The sequence below is a fragment of the Myxococcus sp. MISCRS1 genome (assembly GCF_026626605.1).
GTDB lineage: Bacteria > Myxococcota > Myxococcia > Myxococcales > Myxococcaceae > Myxococcus > Myxococcus fulvus.
This window is the reverse complement of record NZ_JAPNKB010000001.1, coordinates 6,986,234-7,004,686: the sequence shown is the minus strand read 5'-3', so window position 1 is coordinate 7,004,686 and position 18,453 is coordinate 6,986,234. Positions and strand designations below refer to the sequence as shown.

The following is an 18,453-nucleotide window of genomic DNA, read 5'->3' as shown; positions in this document are numbered from 1 at the left end:
ACCGAAGCGATGGGCGAGAGAATGCACGCAAGGGAGAACATCCACCTCCCCTGCTTCAGAGCCCTCACTGAGAACGATGTACTCGACCCCTCGCGGACCGAGAAAAAAATAACCCTTTACTCCGTGAGAAGAAGGCCCCTTGAACAGGCTGGGGACAACGAGCGGCGCACCAACTACTGGCATGTGCCGAACAAAGGCCTCGGGATAGACCGACCGAAGGGTTGCTTCATCATCGCCCCATCGAGCCATACCGAGCCCTTCGGACAAGCTACCAGTCGCTGTGCGTCGAAGTGTCATCGCCCCTCAAGTCCCTTCATGGAATCAGTCATGGCTCCAGGTAAACCTGCTCATAATTCTGGACGATGAATCTACGCAAAGCCATGTCCGAACTGAAGAGCTTCGGTAGGCCCAGAGAGCTACGAAGGGCCTCTTCGGCACGAAACGCGCGAAGTTCGAGCGCCCGTACCCGAACCTGCCCCCCGACTGGCGTCATCTGTCCATCCACTTTCAACTGATGTCCGGACTCGAATCTCATTCCCGGCAAATGAAGATTCCTTAAGTAGTCAATCTGATGCACACCTTCATGGAGTACGTCACCGAGCCGAACGAGCGCAGGTCCATTCTCGGCCTGCTCAGTTGCAGCGTAGACGGTATCCGCATACATGAACGCACGAGTCCCCACTGTTCCACCGATTTCGCGAGATTTATCATCGAGCTTCTTTTGGGGTTCGAATCGGAATTTCACCTTCTCCCCTGGAGCAGATTTACCTTCCAACAAGTCTGCCACTTGGTCAGCCTCTATCGTCTTCCCACGCAACTCTTTTGCAACAGCCTGCTTTGTTGCACGCACCAGATCGTCGTCGGCGGCCCGTGTTGTCTTGGTCTCGGAGAACGGAACCCGAATCACGCCCCCACCAGGAGCCTCCACGACAGTGGAGCGAGCACTCCCAGCATTTTTTATGACCTCGGCATGAGGCCCACGCCTGTGGGGACTGCTGAAGCCCGACTTCATGCGTCGAGCCAAGCTCTCTTCCGCAAATGGAGTGAAGGGACCTGTGACCAGGTCTGTGGCTGAAAGCAGTGCGTCACGGCAGGCCGACGGATCTTGCACCACTCCGCACCCATATCCGCCAGTCGCAACACCCACCGTGTCAGCCAAGCCTTCGGCGACAACAGCCGCGCCACCCGCCAATCCTAGCTTCACGAGCGCGGCGTCATATGCAGCCTTGACCACCCCCCATCCACTCAACATCGCAAAGCCAGCAACGACACCGAGCCCACGCCCCTGCTGCATCGTGCTCCAGTCTTCCTCGGAAAGCTGTCCCTCAGCATTCAGCCGCGATTCGATAAGTGCGTCGCCACTCCATGGGTCGTGCCCATTAACGTCTCTCCATTTTAGCGGATTTGAAAACGCATACACATATCGATGCAAACTCGGAGCGTCATCCAGCGCACCTTGATACGAATCGCTACTGATGAAGACGCCCAATTCAGCGTCGTAATACCTTGCTCGCGCATAGGTGAGCCCCGTCTCCACATCGAACTGGTGGCCCGTGAAGCCCAGCTTGAACTCGTTAGCCGTGGGCGCCGAGCCCGCTCGGTGATTGCCCCACGCGTCGTACTGACGCGCCGCCGTGATGAAACCTCCCACGCTGCTGGACATGGCGTCCGCCACGCTGCCCAGCGCATCCGTCATCAGGAAGCTCGTCGTAGCGGGGTTCGCAAGATCACTGACCGCCAGGGGCCTGTCTCCGTAATGGTATCGGCGCGTCGTCGGACGATGCGACTTGCTGCCATCCGCCTCCTGCAACACGAAGGCTCCATCCAGCACATACACGACGTTCTCGGAGGGAGTACTCCGCCGCAGGCGTTGGAGATTGGCGTCATAGTCGTACCGCCCCGCCTCGACCCCATCCCGGGCCACCACCGTCAGCGTCTGGCGAATGTCCCAGGTCAACGTGCGCGTCCCGCTCTGCGTCATCTGCAGGACCAGGTTTCCAGCCAGGTCGTAGGCGAACGTCGCGTTACGCGAAGCGTCCTTGTCATCCACGAGCCCCTGCAGCCAGTCCACCCGGTTGAACGTTGCCGTCACATCCCGCGTGAGCATCGATGGGTCTACCCAGTCATAGGCATCCGGCCCGAGCATGGGGTTCACCCCCGTCGTCGGCGCTTGGCGCTCGCCCGTGCGGTTGCCCACCGCATCCATTCGATACAGCGAAGTGACTCCGTCCGGACTCGACACCCCCGTGAGCCGTCCCAGGACATCGTACCCATAGGACGTAAGCTCGTCCGCGCTCAGCACCTGCGTCTGGGGGGACGTACGCGCCTCCAGTTGCGTCAGTCGGTTCCCGTTCGCGTCATATGTGTACGAGTACTGGCTGAGCGTCCCCTCGCTCGGCTGGCACGTGGAGGACACTGTCCCCCGAGCCACCACCAGCTTCGTGAGGCGCCCGGCCGCGTCGAAGCAGCGACCTTCCGAAGCACCATTCGGCCATGTCACCCCCTTTTCCAACGAATCGGGCCAATAGGAGTACTGCACCACACCCGCCTGCAGCGTCGCGGTCTTCACCCGCCCCAGCGCGTCATAGGTGTACGTCGTCTGGACACCATCCGGGTCCGTCACACGCGTGCGATTCCCCATCGCGTCGTACCCGTAGGACACCTGCTTCCCGTCGAACTCGCGCAGGCGCGTCTTCGCCCGGTCGAGTACGTCGTAGGTGTAGGACGTGACCTCGCTGACGGTTCCCGAACTGGTCAGCTTGACCTGGGTCTCGCGCGTGAGGTTGCCATTGCCGTCGTGCGTGAACTCCTCCGCATTCACCGAGGGGAGCGCTCGTGGCAACGCATGCTGCGAATAGGTTCGCGAGGCCAGCAAGTCGAAGAGGCCATGCACATACGTCGTGCGCTGCCCCTTGGGGTCGACCAGCGACTCCCGGTTACCATTCGCGTCATACGTGTACCGCGACGTCAGCGTCCCGATGCTGCCCGAGGGAGTCGCGCCACTCTCGAACAGCGGCACGCTGCTCCGCTGCGCGGGCGTCAGCCGCGAGTGGGCATCCAGGTGCTGGTGCTCGGCCGTACGCAAGTTGCGCGCGTCGTACTCGTACGTGGTGAGGCTCGCATTCGCGTCCTGCTTCGCCACGAGGTTCCGCGTGGCGTCGTAGACATAAGAGTAGAGCCCGCCCGCCGCGTCCGTGACGCTCAGCAGCGTCCCAAGCTCGTCGTACGCATACTCCGTCACGTGAGTGCCGGAGCATGCGTGCGACTGCATCTGCGCCAACGTCAGCCCCACCGCGCCGCCGTGCGCCAGCGTCGGGTGCCCCAAGGGCCGCTTCTCGCACACCTTGTTGCCCACGGCGTCGTAGGCCCGGACGGAGGCTTGGTCGAGCGCGTTCTCCTCACGCACTCGCCGCCCCAGGTCGTCGTAGGTAAAGCGGACATCGAAGGCGCTCCCCGTCACGCGGGGTCCCTTCTGCTGCGTCAGTTGCCCCGCGGCGTCGTACTGGAAGGTGGTCGTGGCAGCTTCCGCTGTCCCCTCCCCCAGCGTCTGCGCCAACATCCGCCCCGCGCCGTCATACACCCGCACCGTCGCATGGCCGTTCGCATCCTCCGCGCGCACCACCTGTCCCGCGGCGTCGTGCTCCCAGGACTCCTCCGCCACGTCCTGTCCCTGGCCACGCACCAAGCGCACCTTTCGCCCCAGGCCATCCGACTGGAGCACGCTCGGCACACCGCGTCGGTCCACATGCGTCTGCTCACGGCGCTCGTCGTCGTACTCCCAGCTCTGGGTGTACGCAGCCGCGCCCCCCGCCGACAGGTATTCCGTCTGACTCAGCGGCCGGCCCACGGCGTCCTGGGTGAACCGGGTGACATGGCCCTTCGCGTTCTTCTCCTGTCGCTTGAAGTGCGCGTCGAACCGGGCCTCCCAGGCATGCCCCAGCGCATCCACGCGACGGACCTCTCGCCGGAGCCCATCCCGGAAGACCACCGCGAGGTTCCCCCGCGCATCCCGCAGCTCCTCGCGAGTCAGACCTTCGGAGTCTGGTTCATCCACGTACGTGCGCTGGCGCATTGGCAGGACCTGCCCAGACCGCGAGAGGCTCTCCACCAGCACCTCGTCACGAGGCCGTCCCAGGGCATCGAACGTGTAGCGCCGCTCCACACCGCGCCCATCCACGGACCTGGTGACGCGCCCCTCACCATCGTGGGTCAGGCTCTCGCTTACGCCCATCGGACGATTCACGGTCTTCGGACGCCCCAGGGCATCGTGCACCGTCCCCGTGCGCCGCCCGAGCGCGTCGACATTGGCCGCCACCTGGCCGTACTTGTCGTACTCGACAGTGCTCGTCAGCGCGAGCGCCGCACCTGCGCCCGCCACGTCCGGCTGACGGGTCAGCGGCCCAGACGCCGCGTCCACCACGACCTTGAACGCGCGGCCCAGTCCATCGAAGTGCCGGGCGTGGAGGAAACCACGCGCATCCCGCGTCCACTCGACGTGCGCCACATCGTCATGCACCGTCTGCGTCGTGTAGACGTGCTGGCCAGACGCCTTCGCCACCGTCTCCGTCGTGGAGAGCACACGGCGCAGGCCGTCATACGTCGCATCACGCATCCGGTGCTGGACACCCTCTGCCTCCCAGCGAGTCCGCGTGACGTCGCCACGGCCGTCGTGCTGGCGACGCTCCACCCCACCGTTCGCATCCGTCAGGACGACGGCGCGGCCCAGGAAGTCGTACTCCACCGTGCTCGGATGGCCGTTGCCATCCACCTGACGCACCCGCAGGCCCCTCATGTCATACGCAAACGTCTGCGCATACCGCACGGCCGACGACGAATCCGTCGCGCCTGGCACCTCGGGGCCCTGCTCCTCCACCACCCGGTAGAGAGAATCCAGTCGGTACGTCCGGTCGAACCCGGACAGGTCCGACTCCCACACCTTGTTGCCAACCGCGTCGTAACCGAGGCGAGACACCGTCCGGACGAGACTCACCTCATCGGTGCTGCCTCCCTGTGCGGTGAAGCGCGCCCCATCCGCCACGGAGACCGAGACTTCCACTGGCCGGTCCGCGAAGTCATACGTCGTGGACGTACGCACACCACGACGATCCGTGACGGCCGTCTGGTTTCCCGCCTCATCGTAGGCGTAATGGGTCTCCAGCGGCCCCACGAGACGCCCTCCCGACTCCACCGTGCGCACGCGGCGCCCTGCCGCATCCAGCATGTGCTCGCGCAGGAAGTCCTCACCCACGACTTCCTTCTTGAGCTGACCGCTCGCGGAGTACTCCAGCGAGCGCGTCACCCCGAGGCCCTGAGTGGTGTTGCGCACCTCCTTCTTCACACGGTCCAGCGCATCCCATTCCTGGACGCGATGACGGCCCAGGCCGTCCAGCTCGGTCAACAGCCGGCCTCGCGCGTCGTACGTGTATTGCACCGCGACTGTCGACGCACCCTGCACCTGAAGCGTCTTGGACTGCAGGTGGCCGTAGACGTCATAGGCGGTGGCCGTCTCCACGTGGCCGTCCGCCCCCACCGTCTCCACCCAGTCACCGGTGAGCGCACCCGTCGGGCACGGCGTGCTTTCCACGCCGCAATACCTCCACTGGAGCACGACGTCCTGGGGCGACGTCGTCAGCGAGGCCACCGCCTGCTCGCACGTCCCCGTCGACGTCAGTACCTGACGCGGCACGCGGTTCGCATAGTGGCGCGTCTCCAACAACCGCCCCGTACCCAATGGCAGCAGGACTTCGGGCGCGTCGCCCGTGGAGTCCACCCGGGACACCGTCGCATATCCTTCCGTGTCCACATGACACACCTGGGTGTTGAAGCCCGCGTCATAGCCCCACTTCTCCACCACCTCCGCCACGGGCTGGCCCTGTGCGTCCGTGACGGCCACCGTGGCCGCAGCCGTTCCCGATGCGGGCAGCGCACCGCCCTCGATGCGACGGGCAATCAGGTTGCCCTTCGCGTCATAGGAAAAGCGCGTCACCCTCCCGCGGGCATCGTGCTCGGCATCCCGCGTGCGATGGACCGAGTCCCAGAGCGCTCCCGTGCGCGCCACCACCCCGATGGACAACGGCCGCTCCAGCTCCGCCACCGCGCCCGTCGCGAGCATGCGATAGCGGGTCGCGGGTACCTCGAGCCTGGGCCCCTTCACTTCCGTGGCAAAGGTGGCGAGCGACTGCCCCAGCACCGTGCGCGACTCCGGTGCAATGCTATACGCGAACGTCGTCGTGGCCTCGCGAAGCGGTTGCAGGGAGAGTGTCTCCACCACCGACTTCACCCGCTCGTCCTTGTTCATCAGGAGCAGGTAGTCGTCCTCGCCAGGCATCGCCTCCGAGGCGCTGTGGTAGGTGTAGCGAATCACCTGGCCATCAGGCCCGATGTGCTGGGACATCCGAGTGCGCCCCACCTCAGCGGCCCCCGTCTCATAGGAATACGACTCCGTCCTGACCGGAGCGCCGTTCCCACAAGCTCCGTCGTAACGCGCGACCGAGGACAACCGCTGCTGGCTGTCATAGCCATACTGGACGCAGACGTTCAGCGGCGTCAGGGCCGTGGCATCCACGCTGGTGGCGTGGTGCAACTCCGCGCGATGGAGGCGCAGCCGGCCCGCCAAGCGCTGGTAGCTCAGCTGGAGCAGCCTGCCGCTCGAGTCGTCACGGACGCGCGTCAGTGCCCTGTCCACCGAGGCATCGCCATAGCGCAGCGACAGCGTGTGTCCCGTCGGCGCAACGACAGCGGTGAGCCGATATCTGGCCGGATACACGGAGGTGTCCAGGTATCCATGCCGATACTCCGCGCCGCTCTTCGCGCGGTAGATGAGTTCACGTCCAGCCCCGACCCCAGACGCGCGCAACGTTCCGTGGAAGCCTCGCTGGGGCACGCACCCGACGCCCTCCTCCGTGCACTGGAAGGTCTGCCCACTCCCCTCGCCGCCCACGACCACGTAGCGGAACCCGCCGCCGGCGGACAACACCGCGCCCTCGTAGCCATGCGACCACCCCGCGCCGAGCAGCCCCTCCTCGCTCGCCCCAGAGGAGTATGTCCGTGTCCAGGCAAGCCCCACACCTCGACTGGCGGACTCGACATCCGAGGCCTGCTTCACCAGATGCCCATCCACCACGCTGACGCCCTTGACGAAGGTGTGGGCCACTGGGAGCTTACCCACGCTCCCCACCCGGGTCGTGAGGGGCACATCCTCGTGGAAGGTCTGCTGGGCGGGATTCTCCGGCACCAGGGAGACCCGGATGTCTTCCGTCCCCATCGTCCCGGGCGGCACCTCGACCAGCGCGAAGCCGTCCAGCCCCAGGCTGACCGAGCCACTCAAGGCAACGACCTCCGTGATGCCCACGCCCCCCGTCCGCACGTTGGCGGAGGCCAGCTCCGTCGCGCCCCGGCTGACGACAAGCCGCCCCTGGGTGAAGACCTTCACACCCAGCCGCGCCGGGTAGGCCACCGGTGCCTGTGCATCGTCATGCGGAGGCTGCCCAGGAGCCGGCTTCTGCGCGGAGGCGAAATCCCACGCCGGCAGCATCCACCGAGCCCCGAGCGGAAGGCCCGACAACAGGATGTCCGAACCAGGATGAAGCACCTCGACGTCCTCCGCGGCCTGCAGCACCTTGGTCGGGGGGGTCGTCGCGTAGTCCTTCGCGTAGAGTTCGATACGCACGCGACCACCCTGGGTCCCCGCCAGCATCGGCAGGATGCGCTCGGCGTTCGCCGCCGCGGGCAGGATAAGGTCGTTGTCGGCGTCGCGCTGGTGCGCCGAGAGGTTGAGGACCGCGTCACCTGGAACCTGGGACTGGACGGCGACTCGGGCGTAGATTTGGTCCGACGTTTGATTCCCCGACCAAAAGGCCAGAGCCGAGTCCGATGTCAGCGCCAGTCCTTGAGGCGGAATGCTCACCCCGCCAGACAACCTGCGCTCGAGCCGGAGCGTGGGAATCGTCGAGGTGTTCCACCCAAACAGGTCGCGTACACAGCACACCTGGACGAGCTGATTGTTGGCACGGCGCTCGTAGGCTGCCGCTTGCAGATAGACCTGCTGCGACTCATTCCTTGCGAGGAACCGCTGCCGGAAGATGACCGTCTTGTCGTCATCTCCGGGGGCACTCCCCACGGTGCTGGGAGTCGCCTGGATGAAATCCAGGACCGTCCCTGACTGCACCCGGGTCCAGATACCCACCGCGACGTTGGCCAAGTCCGCCTCCTGCCCCGTCACGTGCACCCAACCCGGGGCCCCCTGGGGCCATCTCAGGATCTGGACGGCCTTGAGCTTGGGGCTGGACGTCTGGAAGGCTCCGTTGAAATCGTCGTTGCTCGTCGTCCGGAAGGTGTACCGCACGGTCGAAGTGACGTTTGCCCAGATAGTCCTGCTCAGCGCCCCCACCGTGGCCGTCACATAGTAGTAGCCCGTGCTGGGGCCAGGAATGTAGCCAGGACCAATCCATCCGCTCGTGTCCGACCACTCCTGAAGCGTCGCGAGCTGCATCGGGCTGGCAGTGTCCAGCACCTGCGGAGTCGTCACGTCCTGGTAGCGGAAGAACCGACCCGTCGCCGTGGTCTGGGTCCAGACCACCTGCTTGTTGGGGCAAGCGTTTCCGTACCGATCCAGGACCCGCCCGAACAAAGGTGAGAACAGCTGCACCCCTGGCTCCTGGGCGGCCGTCACGTTGGCCAGACGTTCAATTTGATAGGGGATGTCGGGATGGCCCACATGGACGAACGGCGACGCCAGCTTGAAGCTCTGGACACCGTTGGAGGTCTCCGCAGTCACCGCGTTGTATCCCAGGCGAATCGCGTACGGAGTGGCCTGTCGCTCGAAGAAATACCGGAGGATGTTCGTACCAGGCAGGACTCGGACCGAGGCGAGCCCGTTCTCATCCGTAAGCGCCTCCAATTGCACCTGGGGCGTCGTTCCCCCTGTCACGGGAAGGAACGTGGGTTCAGCCAAAGCATGCCTCTTGAACGTGACCGTCGCCCCTGACACGGGGTCACCATCCACGGTTGTCACGCGCACCGTCACCGGCTGAGGGAGCGGTTGTCCGACGACGCCTTCCTGAAGGTCCGTGGCGACGACCTTCTCGATGCGAGCCACCTGACTCACATCGTCCACCATGAGCCCGCCCTCCCAGGCCGAGGCCTTTGACTTCAGCCGCGAGATACCCACGTGAGGGCCTTCACCCCACGCCATGCGCCAGGCACGGGCGTAACCGCCCCTCATCTCGACCTCGAGCCCTTCGAGCTGACGCTCCAGTTCCACCAGGACCTGCTGGTGACGCGCCTTCGCGGCCTCATCCTCCAGCCGGAGGGCTTTCAAGGGCGCAATGGCACTCAAAAGCGCATCACGTGACTGCTCCAGGGTGGCTCGCTCGGCATCAGAGGGCCCAGGCAAATGCCAGAACCTCCTCCACCACGGCGGTGGATGCCCAAGCGCGAGCCTCGCCCGTGTCAGGGCCTCGGAGAGTTGGAGTTGGGCAACATCGCGACGGGCTTCCCAGTCGGCCCGCGCGAGCTCATAGGCTTGCGTCTGACCATTCTCCTCGAAGTCAATCTCTCGCCGCGACATTGGACTGGAAGGCGCCTCGCCTCCGACCGATTCCTGGCGGGCGGACAATTCCAACCAATTCGCAATCCCTCCATCCGCACGTGCCGTCACCGCACCAAGCACCACCAGACACACGAATACCCATCGGCTCGACATCATCGAGTCCCCCTCTGCATGTTCCGGCCCTGTCTGACTATCACAGCCAATGCCCCAACCCATCACCCAGAGTCAATTCAAACCTGCGCGCCCCACACAAACATGCACGGCGCAAGCATCCTCGGACCAACGACACATCAATGAAGCGCAACACGCATCAGCCTAACGTCGCCTCTGCAATTGGCCTTCCAGGAAATGGGGCTCTCCACCCTTCCTCTGAATTGCCAGCAGCGCAGGTTGCTTCCAGTACCGCGCAGCGAAGCGAAACCACGCCAGGGTCTCAGGACGTGGACTGCCATCCCGCGCTAGAGACCTTCATGACGCCTGTCGTCCGGGTCATGTCGGTCTCATGCCCGTGGTCGGAGAAGCGCACGGCCCACCTCGGCCCCACGCCGATGGCTCATTCTCTCGCGGACCGCGTCCTCCAAGTGCACTTGGCGAGAAGGGCTCCCCGGAAATCACGGGATTGAAGGACGGGCGATTCGGCTCATGAGGCGCTACAAGACGAGGCAGGGCCACGAAAGCGACAAGGTGGGAGGGCTCGACCTCCGCAGGCGACAGGGCCGGAGCCAGCGACGTGGAATGCCTCCGGTGATGCGCCTGCCTCGGCAAGCGCATCGCTGAGCCCAACCAGAGAGCCATTGCCCTCCTCAGAACGTCCTCCCACGCAGGGACGAAGCGAATTTCTGGAATTCCACCGTAAAGCGCGAACTCCTCCCAAACCAGCGCGCCCCAGAGGTAGCGCTGGCATTTTCATCCAGATTCTCTGGGCCCTCTGCCTTCGCGCCAGGGGGGCTCCTATAATGTGAGCCCCGCCCGGCCTTGCGGGCGGGCCCGTTCCACTTCAGGAGTCGTCTCTTCATGCACCACATCCGGAATGGCGCCGCCCGGCAGCTCTTGGGCGCGCTCCTGTGTTCTGTCGCCGTCACCGCCTGTCAGCCGGGCCCCGAGTCCCCCACGGGTGAGCCGGAGGTGCCGGAGGAGACGGGCTCCGGCGAGAGCCCCGTGGTGTACGGCACGGATGACCGCTTCGACGTGTACGCGCACGCCAACGCCACGCTGCGCCAGCGCGCCGAGCAGTCCACCGTGGCGCTGATGTCCCCGGACATGCTCGACACGTCCAACCCGGACGACGTCGGCTTCTACGCCTACACGCTGGGCGAGTACGAGAACCTGTGCACCAACCAGCGCTTCTGGAACGACCCGGCGGCCGCGTGGTGCTCGGGCACGCTCATCGACGATGACCTGGTGCTGACGGCGGGCCACTGCGTGGAGAACGCGGCCGACTGCGCCGACACGCGCTTCGTCTTCAACTACTACAACACGGGCGCCGACACCCTGCAGAAGGTGACGACGGCGGACATCTTCTCCTGCAAGGCCATCGTCACGCGGCGGCTGGACTCCGGCAGCGGCAGCACGAACCTCGACTACGCCATCATCCGGCTGGACCGCTCCGCCGCGCCGCGCTTCACCCCCGCGCCCGTGCGCTCGGGCAACACCGCGCTGACGGCGGGCGAGGGCGTGGCCGTCATCGGCTCGGGCAGCGGCATCCCCTTCAAGATTGATTCGGGCGGCAAGGTGCGCACCGCGCGCGCCAGCACCCTGGACTACTTCATCGCCACCACGGACACCTTCGCGGGCAACTCCGGCTCGGGCGTCTACGAGACCGCCAACCACACGCTGGCGGGCATCCTGGTCCGCGGCGACGAGGACTACGTGCGCAGCGGGAGCTGCTACGTCGTCAACAACTGCCCGGAGACGGGCTGCGGGGGCGAGGAGATCACCTACGTCCAGCCCGCCATCACCGCGTTCTGCAAGGTGGCCACCAGCCAGCGCCTGTGCGGCACCACGCAGCCTCCGACGGGCGGCACCACCTTCACCTTCTCCGCCCAGAACACCTACAGCGCCACGGTCAACACCACCAACAAGACGGTGGCGCTGACGGCGGGGCAGAAAATCACCGTGGGCACCTGCGGCGTGCCGGACGCGGCCGTCGTCGGTGACTCGTACCTGCGCCTGTTCGGCCCGAGTGGCCTGCAGGTCGCGGAGAACGACGACGCGTGCAACGGCCGGGGCTCCCAGCTGAGCTTCACCGCGACGGCGGCGGGCACCTACGAGGTCCGCGCCGGCTGCTACGACACCACCACCTGCTCGGGCACCGTGGCCTGGAAGCTCGAGGGCGGCGGCTCCACCCCCGCGCCCACCAGCGGCACGTTCGACTTCTCCGCCACCGCCACCAACAGCGCGCGCACGGGCACCACGAACCAGGACGTCACCCTCACCGCCGGCCAGTCGCTGTCCTTCGGCACCTGCTCGATGACGGGCGCCTCCGGCACCGGCGACACCTTCCTGCGCCTGTACAACAGCGCGGGCCAGCAGGTGACGAGCAACGACGACGCCTGCGGCTCGCTGTCCCACGCCACCTACACCGTGCCCGCGGGCGCGGGCGGGACGTACCAGATTCGCGCTGGCTGCTACGGCGCCACCACCTGCTCCGGCACGGTGGCCTGGACGCTCCGGTAGTCCCCGCTGACACACGTCACCTGACTCACCGGGGCGGGCGGTCCGTGGAAGACGGGCCGCCCGCTTCTGTCTTCGGGGCCACTTCCTCCACGCACGCCGGGCCAGCGGCCTGCCTGCCCGAGACACCGGCCTCTCCCGCCTGCTCAAGCCGCGCTTGACACACCGGGGGCCCGGGAATAACGCACGGCGACATGAGCACTGCCCGGTTCCCGCCGTCCCCGACGCGCCCGATTCTCAACGAGGGTCCGTTCCGCGCCCTGCTGCTGGAGAACATCCACCCGTCCGCGGAGGAGCTGCTGGCCGCCGAGGGCTTCCAGGTGGAGCGCGTCAGCTCCGCGCTCAAGCCGCCGGAGCTGGCCGAGCGGCTCAAGGGCGTGCACCTGCTGGGCATCCGCAGCAAGACCACGGTGCCCTCCGAGGCGCTGGTGCACGCGGAGGAGCTGCTCGCCATCGGCGCCTTCTGCATCGGCACCAACCAGGTGGACCTGACGTCCGCCAACACGCACGGCATCCCCGTCTTCAACGCGCCCTTCAGCAACACGCGCAGCGTGGCGGAGATGGTCATCGCGGAAATCATCGTCCTCACCCGCCAGCTCTTCGACCGCAGCCGCGAGGTGCACACCGGCCAGTGGCGCAAGGTGGCCACCGGCAGCCACGAGGTGCGCGGCAAGACGCTGGGCATCGTCGGCTACGGCCACATCGGCTCGCAGCTGGGCGTGCTCGCCGAGTCCCTGGGCATGCGGGTGGTGTACTTCGACGTGATGACGAAGCTGCCGTTGGGCAACTCGCGCTCGGTGGCGACGCTGGACGAGCTGCTCGCCGAGTCGGACTTCGTGACGCTGCACGTGCCCGCGCTGACGTCCACGCACATGATGATGGGCGCCGAGCAGTTCGCGAAGATGAAGCGGGGCGCGAGCCTCATCAACGCCAGCCGGGGCACGGTGGTGGACATCGCCGCGCTGGCGGCGGCGCTCAAGTCCAAGCACCTGGGCGGCGCCGCGGTGGACGTGTACCCGGAGGAGCCGGAGGGCAACTCGGACGGCTTCGTGACGGAGCTGCAGAACCTGCCCAACGTGGTGCTCACGCCGCACATCGGCGGCTCCACCGAGGAGGCGCAGGCGTCCATCGGCAAGGAGGTGGCCGTCAGCCTCTCCAAGTTCTTCCGCACGGGCGCGACGACGGGCGCGGTGAACTTCCCCATGGTGGAGGCGCCGCTCATCCCCGGCACGCACCGCATCCTCAACGTGCACCGCAACATCCCGGGCGTGCTGCGCGACATCAACCGCATCGTCTCCGACCTGAACGCCAACATCCACGCCCAGGTCCTCAGCACCGACGCCAACATCGGCTACCTGGTGATGGACCTGGACCAGGACGTGTCGCGCCCGGTGTGTGACGCCATCGCGGGCCTCACCACCGACATCAAGACGCGCATCGTCTCCTGACCGCGCGCCGCGCCGCGCTCAGGCGTCCAGCACCTTCCCCGGGTTGAGCAGTCCCCGGGGGTCCAGGGTCCGCTTGAGCGCGCGCAAGAGCACCAGCTCCTCCTCCGAGCGCGAGTAGCCCAGGTAGTCCTTCTTCAACAGGCCGATGCCGTGCTCCGCGGAGATGCTGCCCGCGTGCTTCCTCACCAGCTCGAACATGGTGGGGTCCGCCTGCTTCGTGTGGGCGAGGAACTCCGCCTTGTCCATGGCGTCCGGCTTCATCACGTTGACGTGAAGGTTGCCGTCGCCGATGTGGCCGAAGAGGCAGATCTCCCACCCCGGGTAGCGCGCCTGGAACACGGCCTCCAGCTCCGCGCAGAAGGCCTCCAGGCCGGCCACGGGCAGCGAGATGTCGTTCTTGTGGGGCAGGCCCGTGGCGGACAGGCTCTCGCTGATGCCCTCGCGCAGCGCCCACAGCTCCTGGGCCTGCGCGGCGCCCTGCGCCTGGGTGCCGTCCGTCACCAGCCCCCGCTCGAACAGCGAGCCCAGCCAGGCCTCCACCGCGGAGGCGTCACGCGACTCGGCCTCCAGCAGCACGTAGCAGCCGCTGTCGGCCTCGAACGGTGAGCGCAGCTTGCGGTGGCGCTGCACGCGGGAAAGGCAGCGGTCCGTGAAGAACTCGTAGGCGGAGATGACGAAGGCCGTCTGCTCGCGCGCGTCGCGGAACAGCCGCAGCACCGCGGCCACGTCCGGCACGGCGAAGAGGAAGACGTCCTGCTTGCCGGGGACCTGCGTCAGCTTGAGCGTGGCCTCGGTGATGACGCCCAGCGTGCCCTCGCTGCCGATGAAGAGCTGGCGCAAGTCCAGGCCGGTGTTGTTCTTCTCCAGCGCGCCGTTGAGCTCCAGCACGCGGCCCTCCGCCGTCACGACCTGCAGCCCCAGCACCCAGTTGCGGGTGAGGCCGTAGCGGATGACCTTCACCCCGCCCGCGTTGGTGGCGATGTTGCCGCCCACGGTGCTGGAGCCCTTGGAGGCGAAGTCCACCGGCCACGTCAGGCCGTGCTCGGCGCAGTGGCGGTGCACCGCCTCCGTCACCGCGCCCGCCTGCACGCGCACCGTGTTGCCGAGCAGGTCCACCGGCCCCATGTGCGCCATGCGCCGCAGGGACAGCACCAGCTCCCCCCTGGCCGCCACCGCGCCGCCGGCCAGGCCCGTGCGCCCACCGGAGGGCACCACCGCCACGCCGTGCCGGTGGCAGAGGGCGAGCAGCCGGGCGACCTCGTCCGTGGTGCGGGGCAGCGCCACCGCGCTGGGGGCCGGGGTGTACACGCGCGTCCAGTCGCGGCCGTACTCCTTCAGCTCCTCGGGCTCCCGGGTGAGGAAGTCCTGGGGGAAGCCCTCGGCGAGGGCGGCGAGGAAGTCGGCGGGGAGCGCGGCGTCGGAGGACATGGGCCTCAGGCGTATTGCAGGCGCCCGCGTATGACAAGGCGCGCCGTGGGCCGCCGGTCGCCTGGATGACCGGCGGGAAATCCCGGGGAAAGGCCAGGAAAATCCCCTCGAGGTGTATATGCGGCGGGGCTTCGTGCGCCCTGCCCACCCCCGTCCCAGGTTGCCCCACATGTCCCCGAGTCGAGTCCTCCGAAACCTCGTGCTGTCGACCGCGGCCGCGCTGCTGCCCTCGACGCTGGCCTGGAGCGAGACGCCCCAGGTGGACGTGCCCTACGTCTTCGAGACGGTGGACAGCTACGCCATCACGGAGGCCAACGTCATCGAGATACGGGGCGTGCTCCAGGGCGAGAGCGCCCCGCGGACCTTCGAGTTCGAGTTCTACTCGAACCCCGCGTACTACGACGCCAGCCAGCATGGCTCGCGGTGCGACCGGATGGCGCTGTTGGCCATGACGCGTCCGGGGCGCTACCTGCTCGAGCTGAAGGTCCAGCGATGGATTGGCGGACAGCCGTCCTGTCGCCTCACGCGTCGTACGGCGCAGCCCGCGCCCTGACGGCAAGGATGAGGGGCACATCCATGCGCACGATGCGAGGCAGTTGGCTGCCGCTCGCGCTGGCCCTGACGACACTCCAGGTCGGCTGTGGCAGCGGGCTCGAGAAGGGCGGCGAGGAGACACGACCGGACTCGGACGGCGATGGCGTCCTGGACGCGCAGGACTGCGCTCCGACGGACGGCCAGCGCTGGCGCGAGCTTTGGGGGTACGCGGACACCGATGGGGACGGCCGGGGGCATGGCCTCCGGGAGAAGGTGTGTGGCGCCCACGACCTGCCCCCGGGCTGGTCCGCCGTGGAGGGAGACTGCAACCCGACGGACCCTGGCACCTGGCGGGAAGTCCCAGGGCTGTATCCGGACCGCGACGGGGACGGGGCCACGGGTCCCAACCTCGTGAGGGCCTGCGTGGGAGAGCACGTGCTTCCCTACCGCGAGCAGCCGGGACCGCTGGACTGCGATGACGAGGACAGGCGCTACCAGGCGTCCACCTGGGTCTACCCCGACGCGGACGGGGATGGCGTGGGAGATGGCATCGAAACCTTCTCCATCTGCGCCCAGGACCCCCTCCCCGCGGGCTACGCGGCCCACTCAGGCGATTGCGACCCCACAGACCCGACGCGCAGCCAGACTCGCGTCTACCTGTACCGGGATGAGGACCTGGACGGGTATGGCCGGGAGTCGCCCGGCAGCCTCTGCCTGCCCCAGGGCGCGCCCCTGCCACCGGGGTACGTCGACCACTGGCTGTCGAAGGACTGCGACGAAGCGGATGCGACGCGGTTCCAGGTACGCGGCGTCTACACGGACAAGGACGGGGACGGGGCTGGCGACGGCGACATGCTGGCCCTGTGCATCGGCGACACGCCGCCCGCGGGCTACGTCTATTTTGGTGGAGACTGCGCGCCGGAGGACGCCACCCGCTGGCGGCTGCTCGACTACTCCTACCGCGACGCGGATGGCGACGGAGACACGGTGTGGTCGCCCGGCAACGTCTGCGCCGGCACGGAGCTTCCGCCGGGCTACCTCACCACCGGGAAGGGCGACGACTGCGACGACCGGGATGCCACGGTGCGCGTGCGCTGGGACCTCTACCGGGACGCGGATGGAGACGGCGTGGGCGTGGGCCCCAGGGTCCCCGTGTGCGCGGGCACCACACGGCCCTCGGGCTACGCGACGACGGGCGAGGACTGCGCGGACGACGACGCCGCGCGGTGGCAATGGCTGTCCTATGCCTATCGGGACGTGGATGGTGACAGGTACACCGTGGCCGCCCCGGGCCAGCTCTGCGCGGGCGAGGCGCTGCCCGCCGGCCACCTCAACCTCTCCGTGGGCCCGGACTGCGACGACATGAACGCGTCGGTGCACAAGACGCTGCGCACGTGGCCGGACCTGGATGGGGACGGCGTGGGCGCGGGCGTCGCGGAGGACCAGTGCACGAACGGGCAGACGCCCGCGAACAGGTCGCTGCTGGGGAGCGACTGCGCGGACGACGACTCAAGTCGCTGGATGAGCCATTCGTATCGGCACGTGGACCGCGACGGGGACGGCTTCACCACGCCCGAGTCCGGCACGCGCTGCGCCGCCGCCACGCTCCCCGCGCCCTACTTCATCCAGGCCACGGGCAATGACTGCGATGACGCGAACGCGGCGCTCATCCGCTGGGCCGTGCTGTACCCGGACAACGACGGCGACGGCGTGGGCACCGAGCCCCGCCGCATCCTGTGCATCGGCACCACCGTGCCTCCGGGCCTGTCCATCTTCGGCGACGACCCGAACGACCATGACCCGTCGACGATGACGGACCCCGAGCACGAGGCGCTCGAGACCTTCATCCTCGACTTCTGAAGAACATTCCCTCGCGTGACATCGGACGAACGCTCGTCCGGTGCTGGAGCGGGACACAGCGACAATCAAGCCCTTGCATTCATGCGAGGGCGGGTCCATTGTGTTTGACGGCGCGGGCAACCGCGCTGTCCATGACCTCCTCCAACTGACACCTCCGCTCCTCGAAGCGCACCTCGCCCTCGGCTCTGTCTTGAGTCCGTGCGGGCGTCGAACGTGCTCGGCGTGAGTCCACGCGGACAGCGGAGTTGTTCCCCAGGCATCCAGAGCGTGCGCCACGAGCCCTCGCGGCCCGTGACGCGTCCCTTCCCTGTCCCACCGCGGCCTTCCGGCGCGGAGCGCCACCCGTGCGCGCGGCGGGACCCAGCCACTCCCGAGGTCTCCGTATGCAATCCCAGACGCGCAAGCTCACGTACCACGTCGCCACCACCCTCGACGGCTACATCGCCCGCGAGGACGACTCCTTCGACTGCTTCGTCTTCGAAGGCGACCACGCCACCGAGTACATGGCCACGCTGCGGCACGACTACGACACGGTGCTGATGGGCCGCCGGACGTATGACGTCGGCCTGAAGTTCAAGGTCACCGACCCCTACCCGTACCTGGAGACGTTCGTCGTCTCGCGCAGCATGAAGGAGGCGCCGAATCCCCGGGTGAAGCTCATCTCGGACGACGTCGTCGGCGCGGTGCGCGCGCTGAAGGCGAAGGAGGGCAAGGGCATCTACCTGTCCGGCGGTGGCGCCCTGGCCGCGCAGCTCTTCGCCGCGGGCCTGGTGGACGAGGTGCTCGTCAAGCTCAACCCGCGGCTGCTCGGCTCGGGCATCCCGCTGGTGTCCAGGCTGGACAGGCACCTCGAGCTGGCGCTGCGCTCGACCAAGGTCTACCAGAACGGCGTGGTGCTGCTGCGGTACGACGTCCAGCGCTGAGCGAGTGACCCACGGGAGGCACCCGAGGTGGGCATGC

The 18,453-nt window shown here is 67.3% G+C and carries 7 protein-coding genes; 5 read left to right on the top strand and 2 right to left on the bottom strand.

The genetic code is table 11. The features are described 5' to 3' along the window. Positions 1 to 325: 325 nt before the first annotated feature. A complete protein-coding gene (locus tag OWM54_RS27850) occupies positions 326 to 9,706 on the bottom strand; it encodes an RHS repeat-associated core domain-containing protein (protein WP_267699474.1) in 9,381 nt (3,126 codons plus the stop codon). A gap of 858 nt (positions 9,707 to 10,564) precedes the next feature. On the opposite strand from OWM54_RS27850, the gene OWM54_RS27845 reads away from it, so the two are divergent. Together OWM54_RS27845 and serA are read left to right on the top strand one after the other, a co-directional pair. Further along, on the top strand, positions 10,565 to 12,226 hold the full coding sequence (locus OWM54_RS27845; protein WP_267699473.1) for a serine protease: 1,662 nt from the start codon (positions 10,565 to 10,567) through the stop codon (positions 12,224 to 12,226). 191 nt (positions 12,227 to 12,417) lie between these two features. Continuing rightward, positions 12,418 to 13,671: a phosphoglycerate dehydrogenase gene (gene serA / locus OWM54_RS27840; protein WP_267699472.1), complete on the top strand. Its 1,254-nt coding sequence runs from the start codon at positions 12,418 to 12,420 to the stop codon at positions 13,669 to 13,671. Positions 13,672 to 13,689: 18 nt separating this feature from the next. On the opposite strand, the gene OWM54_RS27835 is transcribed toward serA, so the two are convergent. Further along, the gene (locus tag OWM54_RS27835; RefSeq protein ID WP_267699471.1) at positions 13,690 to 15,099 is read right to left on the bottom strand and encodes an FAD-binding oxidoreductase; all 1,410 of its coding nucleotides are present in this window, start codon (positions 15,097 to 15,099) and stop codon (positions 13,690 to 13,692) included. Between the two features lie 169 nt (positions 15,100 to 15,268). On the opposite strand from OWM54_RS27835, the gene OWM54_RS27830 reads away from it, so the two are divergent. From OWM54_RS27830 to OWM54_RS27820, 3 genes are all read left to right on the top strand, one after another. After that, positions 15,269 to 15,652 carry a hypothetical protein gene (locus tag OWM54_RS27830; protein ID WP_223747150.1) on the top strand — a complete coding sequence of 128 codons (384 nt, stop codon included), beginning with the start codon at positions 15,269 to 15,271 and terminating at the stop codon, positions 15,650 to 15,652. A gap of 23 nt (positions 15,653 to 15,675) precedes the next feature. Continuing rightward, positions 15,676 to 17,493 (top strand): hypothetical protein, encoded by a 1,818-nt coding sequence (locus tag OWM54_RS27825; RefSeq protein ID WP_267699470.1) that lies wholly within the window; start codon positions 15,676 to 15,678, stop codon positions 17,491 to 17,493. A 383-nt stretch (positions 17,494 to 17,876) separates the two neighbouring features. Then, complete coding sequence (locus tag OWM54_RS27820) at positions 17,877 to 18,416, top strand: dihydrofolate reductase family protein (protein WP_248542839.1); 540 nt, start codon at positions 17,877 to 17,879, stop codon at positions 18,414 to 18,416. Positions 18,417 to 18,453 lie beyond the last annotated feature (37 nt).

Coding starts and splice junctions, on each gene's coding strand:
- OWM54_RS27850 (WP_267699474.1), bottom strand. CDS start 9,706: ATGATGTCGAGCCGATGGGTATTCGTGTGTCTGGTGGTGCTTGGTGCG.
- OWM54_RS27820 (WP_248542839.1), top strand. CDS start 17,877: ATGCAATCCCAGACGCGCAAGCTCACGTACCACGTCGCCACCACCCTC.
- serA (WP_267699472.1), top strand. CDS start 12,418: ATGAGCACTGCCCGGTTCCCGCCGTCCCCGACGCGCCCGATTCTCAAC.
- OWM54_RS27845 (WP_267699473.1), top strand. CDS start 10,565: ATGCACCACATCCGGAATGGCGCCGCCCGGCAGCTCTTGGGCGCGCTC.
- OWM54_RS27835 (WP_267699471.1), bottom strand. CDS start 15,099: ATGTCCTCCGACGCCGCGCTCCCCGCCGACTTCCTCGCCGCCCTCGCC.
- OWM54_RS27830 (WP_223747150.1), top strand. CDS start 15,269: ATGTCCCCGAGTCGAGTCCTCCGAAACCTCGTGCTGTCGACCGCGGCC.
- OWM54_RS27825 (WP_267699470.1), top strand. CDS start 15,676: ATGCGCACGATGCGAGGCAGTTGGCTGCCGCTCGCGCTGGCCCTGACG.